The sequence below is a fragment of the Leucobacter chironomi DSM 19883 genome (assembly GCF_000421845.1).
Lineage (GTDB): Bacteria > Actinomycetota > Actinomycetes > Actinomycetales > Microbacteriaceae > Leucobacter > Leucobacter chironomi.
In genome coordinates this window covers 124,209-136,560 of record NZ_ATXU01000004.1, presented here as the reverse complement: position 1 = coordinate 136,560, position 12,352 = coordinate 124,209, and the positions used below count along the sequence as shown (strand labels likewise).

Sequence of the window (12,352 nt, the reverse complement as noted above, 5' to 3'; positions counted from 1 at the left end):
CGGCGGCTGAGCCGTCGGCACGGCACCGACGCCTGGGCGGCGCTCACCGCCCAGGGCGCCCGGTTCAGCGCACGTCGAAGCTGCGGGGGTCGGGCCCGAAGTTGGTGCCCGCCTCCAGCGAGTCGATGGCCTCAAGCTCGGTGCCGCTGAGCTCGAAGTCGAAGATGTCGGCGTTCTCGACCATGCGCTCCCGGCGGCCGGTCTTCGGGAAGATGATGCGCCCCTGCTGCAAGTGCCAGCGCAGGACCACCTGGGCGGGGGTCTTGCCGTGACGCTCAGCCGCGGCGACCACCTCGGGGCGCTCGAAGAGGTCGGTCTTGCCCTGGGCGAGCGGGCCCCACGCCTCGACCGCGATGCCGTGCTCGGCGCAGAACGCGGTGAGTTCGCGCCGCTGGTGCAGCGGGTGCAGCTCGATCTGGTTGGCGGCGGGCACGACGCCGGTCGCGTCGATCACCTGCTGCAGATGCTCGATCTCGAAGTTGGAGACGCCGATCGCGGAGGCGCGGCCGGTCTCGGCGATGTCGATGAGCCCGCGCCACGCGGTGAGGGCACTGCCCTCGACCATCGGGATGGGCCAGTGCACGAGGTAGAGGTCGACGCGGTCGAGGCCGAGCCGGTCGAGGCTCTGCTCGAAGGCGTCTGCGGCGCGGTCGTGATCGTTGTTCCAGAGCTTGGTGGTGACGAAGAGCTCGTCGCGCGGGATGCCGCTCGATGCGATCGCGCGACCCACCTCGGCCTCGTTGTCGTAGATGCGCGCGGTGTCGATGTGCCGGTAGCCCACCTCGAGCGCGTCGGAGACCACCCGTTCCGCCTCGCCCGGTTCGACAAGGAAGACGCCGAGTCCCAGCTGCGGGATCTCGGTGCCGTTGCTGAGGGTGAGGTTCGGGGTGTCGAGCGCAGCCATGATTCTCCTTCGGTACCTGGCGGGATGTGCGCTCAGTCTACGGGCCACCTCTGACACTGAGACGACCGCGCCCGCTCCTTCACGGGATAATGGGGGGATCATGACGCAGCCCCGCATCGAATTCCCCGCGGATCTCCCCGTCTCGCAGATGCGCGACGAGATCCAGGCGGCGATCCGCGACCACCAGGTGGTCATCGTGGCGGGGGAGACCGGCTCGGGCAAGACCACCCAGCTGCCCAAGATCGCCCTCGCTCTCGGCCGCGAGCGCATCGCGCACACGCAGCCGCGCCGCATCGCCGCCCGCACCATCGCCGAACGCATCGCCGAGGAGCTGGGCTCCGAGCTCGGGGGGCTCGTCGGCTACCAGGTGCGGTTCACCGACAAGGTCTCGGAGGACACGCGGATCCGCCTCATGACCGACGGCATCCTGCTGAACGCGATCCACCGCGACCGCGAGCTGCGCGCCTACGACACGATCATCATCGACGAGGCTCACGAGCGGTCGCTGAACATCGACTTCCTGCTCGGCTACCTGCAGACCCTGCTCCCCCGCCGACCCGATCTCAAGGTCATCATCACCTCGGCGACGATCGACCCGGAATCGTTCGCGAAGCACTTCGCCGACCCGCGGACGAAGCGCCCCGCGCCCATCATCGAAGTGTCGGGCCGCACCTACCCCGTCGAGATCAGGTACCGGCCGCTCGTCGAGAAGATCGAGCGTCCCGACCCGAAGGGCGGGGCGCCGAAGGTCTCCACCGTCGAGCGCGACCTCTTCGACGCCATCGGAGACGCGGTCGACGAACTGGCGCGCGAGGACCGGGGCGACGTGCTCGTGTTCCTGAGCGGCGAGGCCGAGATCCGCGACGCCGCCGACGCGCTGCGCGGGCGCCTCGGAGCGAACCGGGCGAGACCCGTCGAGATCCTACCCCTCTACGGCCGGCTCAGCGCCGCGGAGCAGCACCGCGTCTTCGAGCGCGCGAGCGGTGCGAACGCGGCGGCGCGCCGCATCGTGCTCGCCACGAACGTCGCCGAGACCTCGCTCACGGTGCCCGGCATCCGCTACGTCGTCGACGCCGGCACCGCCCGCATCTCCCGCTACTCGGCGCGCAGCAAAGTGCAGCGCCTCCCGATCGAGGCCGTCTCCCAGGCGAGCGCCAACCAGCGCTCTGGCCGGTCCGGTCGCACGAGCCCCGGCATCGCGATCCGCCTCTACTCCGAGGAGGACTTCGAGAGCCGCCCCGAGTTCACCGAGCCCGAGATCCGACGCACCGGCCTCGCATCCGTGATCCTGCAGATGCTGTCGCTCGGTCTCGGCGACATCGCCCGCTTCCCGTTCCTCACCCCGCCCGACCAGCGCGGCATCGCCGACGGCCTCGGGCTGCTCGCCGAGCTGGGCGCCGTCGAGGCGGCGGCCCGCGGCAGCGAGGGCGAATCCCGCGAGGGGCGCGGCAGGGGCCGGGCCGGGAGGGCTGGCGGATCCGCCACCCACCGCATCACGAAGATCGGCCGCGAGCTGGCCCGCCTGCCCATCGAGCCGCGCTTCGCCCGCATGGTCGTCGAGGCGCGCCGGCACGAGGTGGTGCCGCAGGTGCTCGCGATCGTCGCGGGCCTCACGATCCAGGATGTGCGCGAGCGACCGCAGGAGCAGCGCGCGCAGGCGGATCAGCTGCACGCCCGCTTCGCCGACCCGCAGGGCGATCTCATGACCCTGCTGAACCTCTGGGACTACCTGCAGGAGCAGCAGCGCGAGATGTCATCGAGCGCGTTCCGCCGCCTGTGCAAGGCCGAGTACCTGAACTTCCTGCGCGTGCGCGAGTGGATGGACCTCAACCGGCAGCTCGCGCGCATCGCGGGGGTGAAGGGCGCGGCGCAGCGGTCTCGCCCGCGCGCCGCTGCCGCGGAGACGACGGGCGCGGCGGGTGGCGGCTCCGGGCCCAGCCCCGGAGCCGGGACCGGAGCCGGACCCGACGAGGCGATCCACCGCGCGATCCTCGCCGGTCTGCTCTCGCAGCTCGGCGTGCGCGACGACCGGCAGGATCGCAGCGCGCCCGCCCGCGGCCGCGGCGTCGCCGGCGCCGTCAAGCGCAAGCCGGCCCAGGAGTACCTCGGCTCACGCGGCACCCGCTTCGTGCTGTACCCGGGGTCGGTGCTCGCCAAGAAGCCGCCCGAGGTGGTGATGAGCGTCGAGCTCGTCGAGACCTCGCGGCTGTTCGCGCGATCGAACGCGGTGGTCGATCCGGCCTGGGCCGAAGAGCTCGCGGGCCCTCTGGCCAAGCGTCAGGTCTCCGAACCGCACTGGGAGAAGAAGCAGGGCGCCGCCGTCGCCTACGAACGGGTCACCCTCTTCGGCGTGCCCATCGTCGACCGCCGTCGCGTGCAGCTCGCCCGCTTCGACCAGGAGCACGCGCGCGAACTGTTCATCCGCCACGCTCTCGTCGACGGCGAATGGGACTCGCCGCAGGCCTTCGACCGCGCCAACCGGCAGCTGCGGCGCGAGCTCGAACAGCTCGAGGAGCGCACCCGTCGCCGCGACCTCGTGAGCGACGAGGAGGCCGTCTACGACTTCTACGACGCCCGCATCCCCGCCGACGTCGTCTCGACCCGCAGCTTCGAGGGCTGGTGGAAGGAGGCGCAGCGCGCGCAGCCGAAACTGCTCACCATGCGCCGCGAAGACCTCGTCGAGGGCGAGGCCGCCGAGGTCGACGAGAGCGAGTACCCCCGCCAATGGCGGCACGGCGATCAGACGCTGCGGCTGAAGTACCGCTTCGACCCCACGGCCGACGACGACGGCGTCACCGTGAACGTGCCGCTGCCGCTGCTGCCCCGCCTCGAACGCGGCGACTTCGAGAAGCTCGTACCGGGTTTGCGCCAGGAACTCGTCACCGCGCTCATCAAGACGCTGCCGAAGGCGATCCGCAAGCACGTGGTGCCTGCCGCGGACTGGGCGCGCAGTCTGCTCGAGACCGTCGAGCCGAAGCTGGCCGGGGCGGGCGGTGCGGCCGGAGCAGCAGATGCACCGCCGTCGCTGCTGCAGCTGCTCGCCGATGAGATCCGCCGCCGCACCAGCGTGCCCGTCTCCCCCGGCGACTTCGACGCCTCGCGGCTGCCCGCCCACCTCACCCCCACTTTCCGGGTGGTCGACGGGCGCGGGCGCACCATCGGCTCCGGCAAGGACCTCGCCGCGCTGCAGGCCGCGCACAAGGATCGCGCGATGCAGGGCGTCGCGAAGGTCGCCGCGGCCGCGCTGCCGAAGAGCGATCTCGAGCGCAGCGGCGCGACCGGCTGGGACTTCGGCGAACTCCCACGCCACGTCGACACCGCCTATGCGAAGGGCCGCGGGTCGGGAGGCGGCGTGGTGCGCGCCTACCCCGCCATCGTCGACCGGCGCACCGGCGTCGACCTCGTGCTCGTCGCCGATGAAGCCGAGCAGGCCCGCCTGTCGCGGCGCGGGATCCGCCGTCTCATCGCGCTGAGCTCGCCCTCCCCCGCCAGCTACATCCGCGATCACCTCTCGAACCAGGAGAAGCTGCTGCTCGGCGCGGGCCCGTACCGCTCGCTCGACGCCGCGATCGCCGACGTGTCGCTCGCGGTCGCCGACGGCGCGATCCGCCGTCACGCCCCCGACGGGCTCGTGTGGTCGGAGGCCGTGTTCGAGCGGATCGCGAACGACTACGCGCGCTCCCTCATCGACGACATCTATGGCGCGATCGCGCTCACGGCGCGGGTGATCGACGGGGCGCGGCTCGCCCGCAAGGCCATCGACGGCGCCAAGACGATCCAGGTGCTCGGCCAGGTCGCCGACTCGGCGGCGCAGGTGGATCGGCTCGTGTGGGCCGCTGCCGGCCCGGGCGCCGGTGCAGCGGGCGGCGACGGCTTCGTGTCGCGCACGGGGCTCGCGCAACTGGCGCGCCTGCCCGTCTACCTCGAAGCCGTGCAACTGCGCATGCGCGGCCTCGCCGAGAACGCGGGTCGCGACCGGGCGTGGCAGAACGAGGTGGATCGCGCGCTCGCGCTCTTCGAGCAGGCGGGCGGGACGATCCCGCTGCCCGACGCGGCGCCCGAGCACCCCGTGCGCGTGCGCTGGCTCATCGAGGAGCTGCGGGTGAGCCTCTTCGCGCAACAGCTGCGCACGGCCGAGCCGGTCTCCCTGCAGCGCATCCAGAAGCTGCTGCGCGAGGCGTAGCGGGCGGCCCCGGCCCGCTCCCGGTCCCGCTCCCGCTCCCGCTCCGTCGAGTCGGCCTATTCGTATCGAGTCCGCACGGAATTTGCGCGATTCGTCGGCCGACTCGATACGAATAGGCCGGCTCAACGGAATGGCTCAGGCGGGGGCGGAATCTTGAAGTGGCGCACGGCCGCGCGAAAGGTTCCCGGCGTGCGCAGATCCTCGTGCATCAGCCGGATCACTCGCTTCGGCGTGATTCCCCGAGCCCGGTCCTCACGTCGTTTCTCCGCGATGACCACCTCCTCGGCGCTTCGTCCCTTGCGCAGATCCTCATCGAGATACTTCGAGCGCCCATCGATCTCGCACAGGATGTCGAGGCCGTCGAGTTCGAGGTCGAAGTAGCTCAGGCGACCGTCGTGGTGCAGCACCGGCGATTGCGTGCTCACCCGATAGCCCAGCTGCGCGAAGCGGAGTCGCCCGAGGCTCTCCAGCACCGATTCGGCTCCGGCGTCGGCGAGTTCGATGACGCGCAGTGCTCGCCGCACCCCGCGCCGGTGGGGAACCGAGAGCACCTCGGCGCGCAGCCGATCCAGCCACTCCACGACGCCCGGCGAGTTCGGAACGCCCCGATGCCTGCCGAAGCGCAGGTGCAGCGCATGGTCGAGCGCTCCGAGCGCCAATTCGGGCGGGGAGAGCCTGGCCAGATCCAGCACTGTTCTCGCGAGACTCGTGGCCGGGGTGCCCCGCAGCAGGCCGACCTCCCCCTCCGCCACCTGATCGACGCTGCGTGCGATGAAGGTGCTGCTCCTGGCGGTGCCAGCACCGGGCAGCAGCAGCTGAGCGCGATCATGCGGTGGGGAGTACAGACGCAGCCCGTGGAGAGCCGCCGCCGACTCTCGCCAGAAGTACCCCCTCAGCTCGCGGTTCGCGGAGATCGCGATCACCCGCGCGAGCAGCTTCTGGTCCGGCCAGAACCCGCGCCACGCCTCGCCGTCGATGTACTTCGCCGAGGCGATCCTGACCAGCGCGCCGTCTTCGACCGCTCGTGCGATCTGGCGCGCCGTCCAATCGCACTGCAGCAGTTCGTCGCGCGAACGCACCGCGGCGGCGATCGAGGCGGAGTCGTGCGCGGGCGTCATGCCCTTCAGCCTGGCAGCGTTCGGCGACGCCGAGCACGTCCGGACGCCGCCTGTGGACGGATCCGCCGTTCTCCGCCCAGACCCCGCCCTGTGAGCGAAGTCCCGCGCCCGCCCGGGCCCCATCGAGTCGGCCTATTCGTATCGAGTCAGCCCGGAACTTGCGCGAATTGTCGGCCGACTCGATACGAATAGGCCGACTCAGCGGGAGCGTGCGCGGGCGGGCGGGAGCGGGCCCGCGGGCGGCTACTGCTGGGCCGACTCTACGAGGATCCGCCGGGCCTCGTGCACGAGCTCGGGCTCGGTGATGAGGTCGTAGCGGGTGGCGACCATCTGCATGACCGAGGAGAAGTCGCGGCGGTTGCGGTTCATCGCGTACGACAGCACGCCGAAGAGCATGCCGAAGCCGGCGCCGATCACGACCGCCGAGATGAACACGCCGAAGATGGCGGCATTGTCGGGCTGGAAGATGAAGAGCAGCAGGCCGAGGAAGAGGCCGAGGTAGGCGCCCGAGAGCGCCCCCATGAGGGCGACGCGCCCGTAGCTGAGCCGGCCCGTGACGCGCTCGACGCTGCGCACGTCGTTGCCGACGATGCTGATGCGCTGCACGGGGAAGCTGGCGCGGGCGAGCACGTCGACGGCGTGCTTCGCGTCTTCGTAGCGGTCGTAGGTGGAGACGATCTCGCCCTGCGGGATCTCGGGCATCAGCGGTGCGCGCGAGGAGGAGAGGGGGCCGGGAGTACTCATACCGTCCATTCTCTCACCGCAGCGCCCGCCACCACTACGCTAGGGGTGTGAGTACTACGCGGGTCTTCGTCGGGCGCCTCGCCGGGCGCGGGGTGTTCGATCCTGTGGGCGACCGGATCGGCAAGGTGCGCGACGTGCTGGTCGTGTTCCGCGCCGCAGGTGCACCGCGCGTAGTGGGCCTGATCGTCGAGATCCCCGGTAAGCGGCGCGTATTCGTGCCGATCGGCCGAGTGACTTCGATCGGTTCCGGCCAGGTCATCACCACGGGCCTCATCAACGTGCGCCGTTTCGAGCAGCGCGGGGGCGAGACGCGCATGATCGCCGAGATCATCGGCCGCGACGTGCAGCTCGCGTCCGAACGACCGGGCGGCGCCCCGCAGTCGGCCCGCATCGAGGACGCCGCGATCGAGCGCACCCGGACGGGCGAGTGGGTGGTCTCGGAGGTGTTCCTGCGGCTGCCGAAGCCGGCTGCCCCGTTCAGCCGCGGCGATTCGCGGATCGTGCGCTGGTCGGATCTGGTGCTGCCGAGTTCGAGCGAGTCGGCGCAGTCGGCGGAGCTGCTCATCCAGACGATGGTCGATCTGAAACCGGCCGACCTCGCCGAGGCGCTGCTCGAACTGCCGCAGCACCGCATGCTCGAGGTGATCGGCGAGCTGGCCGACGAGCGGGTGGCGGATGCGCTCGAGGAGATGAGCGAGCAGGATCAGCTGGCCCTGCTGGCGCAGCTGCCGCCGGATCGCACCGCCGACGTGCTCGACCGGATGGAGCCGGACGACGCGGCCGACCTGATCTCGGCGCTGCCTGCCGCGAAGGGCGAAGAGCTGCTCGACCTGATGGAGCCCGAGGAGGCGGAGGATGTGCGCCGCCTGCTCGAGTACGACGCCGACACGGCGGGCGGCCTCATGAGCCCGGCTCCGATCGTGCTGTCTGGCGAGTCGAGCGTCGCCGAGGGGCTGGCGATGATCCGTCGCGCCGAGATCCCGCCGGCGATGGCGTCGGCGGTCTACGTCACCCATCCCCCGTACGAGACCCCCACGGGCGAGTACATCGGCATGGCCCACTTCCAGCGCATGCTGCGCTTCCCTCCGCACGAGCGCCTGGTGGCGTTGATCGACACCGAGATCGAGCCGGTGACGGTCGATGCGAGCGCTGCCGAGGTGTCGCGCCGCATTGCGAGCTACGATCTGGTGGCGATCCCGGTGGTCGATGCGCAGCACCGGCTGGTGGGCGTGGTGACGGTCGATGACGTGCTCGATCATCTACTGCCCGACGATTGGCGTCACGCCGACGACGAGGCGCCGCGCGCCTCCGATTCGCAGGGCGGGCGGCGATGAGCCTGTTCAAGCGGGATCCCGGCTTCGACGCACCGCTTTCGGCGGGGACGCGCGCGGGTCGCGGCGGATCGGGCAACGAGCGCTTCGGGCGGTGGACGGAGAGCATCGCCCGCGGTATGGGCACGCCGTGGTTCCTGCTGATCCTCTCGCTGATCTGCGTGGCGTGGTTGGCGTGGAACACCTGGGGCCCGGAGAGCTGGCGCTTCGACTCTGCGGCGCTGGGCTTCACGGCGTTGACGCTGATCCTGTCGTTGCAGGCGTCGTATGCGGCGCCGATGATCCTGCTCGCGCAGAACCGGCAGGACGACCGCGATCGCGTGCAGATGGAGCAGGATCGGCAGCGCGCGGAGCGCAACCTCGCCGACACCGAGTTCCTGGCGCGCGAGGTGGTGGCGCTGCGGATCGCGTTGAAGGATCTGCCGGATCGCGACTTCATTCGCGCGGAGCTGCGCTCGCTGCTCGCCGAGTTGGAAGCGGAGCGGGAGGATGCGGCGGTGATCGAGGATCCGGATCCGGAGACGCCGCTGCCCGAGGCGCCCCGCGCCGAACCGACTGAGCGGCGCACCGTCGAGGATCGCGATGCCGACGAGCGCTGAGGCGGCGGTGCTGGCCGCGCTCGACCGGGTGCGCGATCCCGAGATCATGCGCCCGATCACGGAGCTCGGCATGGTGCGCGGGGTTCGGGTGGACGAGGAGGGCCGGGCGACGGTCTCGATTCTGCTCACCATCGCGGGCTGCCCGGCGGCCCGGCGCATCGAGGCGGATACGCTGGCGGCGGCCGAGTCGGCACCGGGCGTCTCGTCGGCGTCGGTCGAGGTGGGTGTGATGTCGCCCGCCGAGCGCAAGGCGTTCGTGGAGCGGGTACGGGGCGACCGCGGCGCACGGCCGCAGCAGTTCGGCCCGGATTCGCTGACGCGGGTGATCGCGGTGACGAGCGGGAAGGGCGGTGTGGGCAAGTCGTCGCTCACGGCGGGGCTCGCGGTCGCGCTCGCTCAGGAGGGGTTGTCGGTGGGGCTCGTCGACGCCGACGTGTTCGGCTTCTCGATCCCGGGCATCCTGGGACTCAGCCGCGACGGGCGCACCGAGCAGCCGACGCGCCTCGACGATATGATCCTGCCGCCGGTCGCGCACGGCGTGAAGACGGTGTCGATCGGCATGTTCCTGGGCGACGCGGATCCGCGCACCACGGCGGTGTCCTGGCGCGGCCCGATGCTGCATCGCACGATCGAGCAGTTCCTGCGCGATGTGTGGTTCGGCGACCTCGATGTGCTGCTACTCGATCTGCCGCCGGGCACGGGCGATATCGCCATCAGCGTGGGGCAGCTGCTCCCCCACGCCGAGGTGCTCGTGGTGACGACGCCGCAGGAGGCGGCCGCCGATGTGGCCGTGCGCAGCGCGCTCGTGGCGCGCCAGACGGGGCAGCGCGTGCTCGGCGTGGTCGAGAACATGGCGGGGCTGGTGCAGCCCGACGGCAGTGTGGTCGAGATCTTCGGCAGCGGCGGCGGAAGACTGGTGGCGGATCGCCTCAGCGACGACGAGCACGGCGTGGTGCCGCTGCTCGGCAGTGTGCCGCTCAGTCCGGCGTTCCGCGAGGGCGGCGACCGCGGCGAGCCGGCGGTGCTGTCGGCCCCTGATGATCCGGCTGCGGCGGAGGTGATCCGGGTGGCGCGCACGATCGCAGCGCAGGGCCGGAGCCTCGCCGGTAGGTCGCTCGGGATCGCGCCGCGCTGAACCGCCCCGCGCCGAGCGCGGCGCCGATCCGCCCCCCCGCTCGCGATGGCGATCCGCGCACCGCGACTCAGCTGCTCAGATCGCCGTGAGCGTCTCGTCGACGGGGCGCGGCCGCGCGAACAGGAAGCCCTGGAAAGCGTCGACGCCGAGGTCTCGCAGCTTCTCGAACTGGGCTTCAGTCTCGACGCCCTCGGCGACGACCTGCAGTTCGAAGCTGCGGCCGAGCTGGACGATGGTGCGGGCAATCGCGGCCGCCTGCTCGTCATAGCCGACGGCCATCACGAAGGAGCGGTCGATCTTGATCTGCTGCACGGGCAGGTGCCGCATATAGCTCAGCGAGGAGTAACCGGTGCCGAAATCGTCGAGCGATGAGAGCACGCCTTCGGCTCGCAGCAGCGACAGCAGTCGGATCGTGCGGTCGAGGTCGGTGTGGAGCACGCTCTCGGTGAGTTCGAACTTAAGGCTGCCCGGGGTCACGCCGTGGCGTGCGATGATGGCGCTCACGCGTTCGGCGAAGTCCTCCACCCGCAGCTGCCGCTCGCTGAGGTTCACGGATAAGGTGAGGTGCTGGCGCTCCGGGTCGTCCTTCCAGGCGGCGAGCACGCGGCAGGCCTCGTCGAGTACCCACTCGCCGATCTCGACGATGATGCCGGTCTGCTCGGCGAGCGGGATGAAGTCTCCGGGCGGCACGAGCCCGCGCGCCGGGCTGAGCCAGCGGATCAGCCCCTCTTCGCCGATCACCCGACGTTCGCGGTCGACGATCGGCTGGGCGAAGAGTCGCAGCTCGCGGTTCTCGATGCCACGCCGCAGCTCGGAGACGAGGTGCACGCGCTGCTGCGCGTCGTCGAGCATGCTCTGGCGGAAGTGCCGCATGCGCCGGTGCCCGCCGGCGCGACGGGCACGCTTCCGGGCGATGTCGGCGCACTTGATGACCTCGTGCGGGTCGGCGGTCTCGATGTAGCCGTCGGCCGTGGCGGCCTCGCCGTTCTCCTGGTCGTGGCGGCGCTGCCTGATGCCGGGCGCCGCCCACAGCACGTAGCCGACGCTCGCCGAGGCGTCAACGACGACGCCGGAACCGAGATCGACGGGGCCGCTCAGGAGCGCGAGCACCCGGTGCACGACCTCGGCGGCCTGCTGCTCAGCGAGGCGGTGGTCGCTGCCGATGCGTGGCAGCAGCACGGCGAAGGTGTTCGATCCGATCCTGGCCACGCTCAGCCCGTCTTCGCCCAGTACAGTGAGCTTCTGCGCAGCGTCGAGCAGCAGGCGGTCTCCGACTTCGTAGCCGAAGGCGTCGTTGACGACGGAGAGGTCGTCGACGCTGGCCGCGATGAAGCCGCTGAACTCGCACCCCGGCATCCGCGACATGGCGGTGCCGATCATCAGCAGCATCGATGCCCGGTTCGAGAGCCCGGTCGCCCGGTCGCAATAGGCCAGTTTGTGCGCCTGCTCCTCGGCGAGGTGGCGCTGGGTCTCCTCGGTGCGGATGCTGATGTACCGCTGCGGCCGCCCGTCGCCGTCGAGCAGCGGAATGATGGTGGTGTCGACCCAGTACTCGCTGCCGTCCTTGGCACGATTGCAGATCTCGTTCTTCCAGACGTCGCCGCGGCCGATGACCCGCCACATCTCCTTGAAGAACTCCCGCGGATGGTAGCCGGAGTTGATGATGCTGTGGGTCTGGCCAATCAGCTCCTCGCGCGAGTACTTCGAGATCTCGCAGAAACGATCGTTGGCGTGCATGATGATGCCTCGCCGATCGGTGACCGCAACGATGGAGAAGCTATTGAGGGCAGAGATGATCTCGTTGAACTCGCTATCCGATGCGCTGAACTGCTCTCGCAGCTCTGCGCTGATAGCATTCGGGGCTGCGCCCGGTGCGCTCACGTGGCCTCCTCGTCGTAGTGCAGCCCCCCTGGTGGTGCGTCTGTTCCGGCGTCGGCGGTTCCCGAGACCGCCCGCCGGTTCTGGGCCACCTCGGCAGCCCGGGCGCGTCGAGCGGCGGCACGCGCCTCTCGTTCATCTTCGACGAGCGCGTCGCGGATGATGCGTCGCGGATCGTACTGCCTGGGGTCCAGCTGCTTCCAGTCGACCTCGTCGAACTCCGGCCCCATCTCGTCGCGCAGACGCTCCTTGGCGCCGTCGGCCATGCGCTTCGCCCCGCGCACGAACTCCCCGAGCTTCTTGGCATAGACCGGCAGGCGGTCGGGACCCAGCACAAACAAGGCGATCACCATGATCACCAGGATTTTGTCTATCGTGAGGCCCATCACCCACTATCGTAGCGCTCGGAGGACCTGGTCGAGGTCGCGCTACGCTAGAACGCATCGGCGCGAGGATGCCG

At 70.6% G+C, this 12,352-nt stretch carries 9 protein-coding genes; 4 read left to right on the top strand and 5 right to left on the bottom strand.

The window, feature by feature from the left end; genetic code table 11:
* Nucleotides 1–64: 64 nt before the first annotated feature.
* Entirely contained in the window at nucleotides 65–904 is an 840-nt protein-coding gene (locus H629_RS0105700) for an aldo/keto reductase (RefSeq protein WP_205618688.1), read from the bottom strand.
* A 100-nt stretch (nucleotides 905–1,004) separates the two neighbouring features.
* On the opposite strand from H629_RS0105700, the gene hrpA reads away from it, so the two are divergent.
* Complete coding sequence (hrpA, locus tag H629_RS0105695; protein WP_024356335.1) at nucleotides 1,005–5,087, top strand: ATP-dependent RNA helicase HrpA; 4,083 nt, start codon at nucleotides 1,005–1,007, stop codon at nucleotides 5,085–5,087.
* Nucleotides 5,088–5,209: 122 nt separating this feature from the next.
* Here hrpA and H629_RS0105690 read toward each other — a convergent pair whose 3' ends face one another.
* The gene (locus H629_RS0105690; protein WP_024356334.1) at nucleotides 5,210–6,205 is read right to left on the bottom strand and encodes a hypothetical protein; all 996 of its coding nucleotides are present in this window, start codon (nucleotides 6,203–6,205) and stop codon (nucleotides 5,210–5,212) included.
* 243 nt (nucleotides 6,206–6,448) lie between these two features.
* Nucleotides 6,449–6,949, bottom strand: a complete 501-nt coding sequence (locus H629_RS0105685; RefSeq protein ID WP_024356333.1) for a YflT domain-containing protein — start codon at nucleotides 6,947–6,949, stop codon at nucleotides 6,449–6,451.
* A 47-nt stretch (nucleotides 6,950–6,996) separates the two neighbouring features.
* Here H629_RS0105685 and H629_RS0105680 point away from each other — a divergent pair, with 47 nt between their 5' ends.
* Genes H629_RS0105680 through H629_RS0105670 form a run of 3 tightly spaced genes read left to right on the top strand, consistent with a single transcriptional unit; the run spans nucleotide 6,997 to nucleotide 10,014 of the window.
* Entirely contained in the window at nucleotides 6,997–8,283 is a 1,287-nt protein-coding gene (locus tag H629_RS0105680) for a magnesium transporter MgtE N-terminal domain-containing protein (protein ID WP_024356332.1), read from the top strand.
* Entirely contained in the window at nucleotides 8,280–8,879 is a 600-nt protein-coding gene (locus H629_RS0105675; protein ID WP_024356331.1) for a DUF1003 domain-containing protein, read from the top strand. Before H629_RS0105680 ends, H629_RS0105675 begins: the two co-directional genes overlap by 4 nt.
* Complete coding sequence (locus H629_RS0105670) at nucleotides 8,863–10,014, top strand: Mrp/NBP35 family ATP-binding protein (protein ID WP_024356330.1); 1,152 nt, start codon at nucleotides 8,863–8,865, stop codon at nucleotides 10,012–10,014. The genes H629_RS0105675 and H629_RS0105670 overlap by 17 nt, the downstream gene beginning before the upstream one ends.
* Nucleotides 10,015–10,089: 75 nt before the next feature.
* Here the strand turns inward: H629_RS0105670 and H629_RS0105665 are convergent, their stop codons facing one another.
* Together H629_RS0105665 and H629_RS0105660 are read right to left on the bottom strand one after the other, a co-directional pair.
* Nucleotides 10,090–11,895 (bottom strand): putative bifunctional diguanylate cyclase/phosphodiesterase, encoded by a 1,806-nt coding sequence (locus H629_RS0105665; protein WP_024356329.1) that lies wholly within the window; start codon nucleotides 11,893–11,895, stop codon nucleotides 10,090–10,092.
* Nucleotides 11,892–12,278 carry a twin-arginine translocase TatA/TatE family subunit gene (locus tag H629_RS0105660; RefSeq protein ID WP_051137814.1) on the bottom strand — a complete coding sequence of 129 codons (387 nt, stop codon included), beginning with the start codon at nucleotides 12,276–12,278 and terminating at the stop codon, nucleotides 11,892–11,894. Before H629_RS0105660 ends, H629_RS0105665 begins: the two co-directional genes overlap by 4 nt.
* Nucleotides 12,279–12,352 lie beyond the last annotated feature (74 nt).

Bases quoted from the DNA above. Each gene is read 5' to 3' on its own strand.
- H629_RS0105685 (WP_024356333.1), bottom strand. From the start codon at position 6,949: ATGAGTACTCCCGGCCCCCTCTCCTCCTCGCGCGCACCGCTGATGCCC.
- H629_RS0105660 (WP_051137814.1), bottom strand. From the start codon at position 12,278: ATGGGCCTCACGATAGACAAAATCCTGGTGATCATGGTGATCGCCTTG.
- H629_RS0105690 (WP_024356334.1), bottom strand. From the start codon at position 6,205: ATGACGCCCGCGCACGACTCCGCCTCGATCGCCGCCGCGGTGCGTTCG.
- H629_RS0105700 (WP_205618688.1), bottom strand. From the start codon at position 904: ATGGCTGCGCTCGACACCCCGAACCTCACCCTCAGCAACGGCACCGAG.
- H629_RS0105670 (WP_024356330.1), top strand. From the start codon at position 8,863: ATGCCGACGAGCGCTGAGGCGGCGGTGCTGGCCGCGCTCGACCGGGTG.
- H629_RS0105675 (WP_024356331.1), top strand. From the start codon at position 8,280: ATGAGCCTGTTCAAGCGGGATCCCGGCTTCGACGCACCGCTTTCGGCG.
- hrpA (WP_024356335.1), top strand. From the start codon at position 1,005: ATGACGCAGCCCCGCATCGAATTCCCCGCGGATCTCCCCGTCTCGCAG.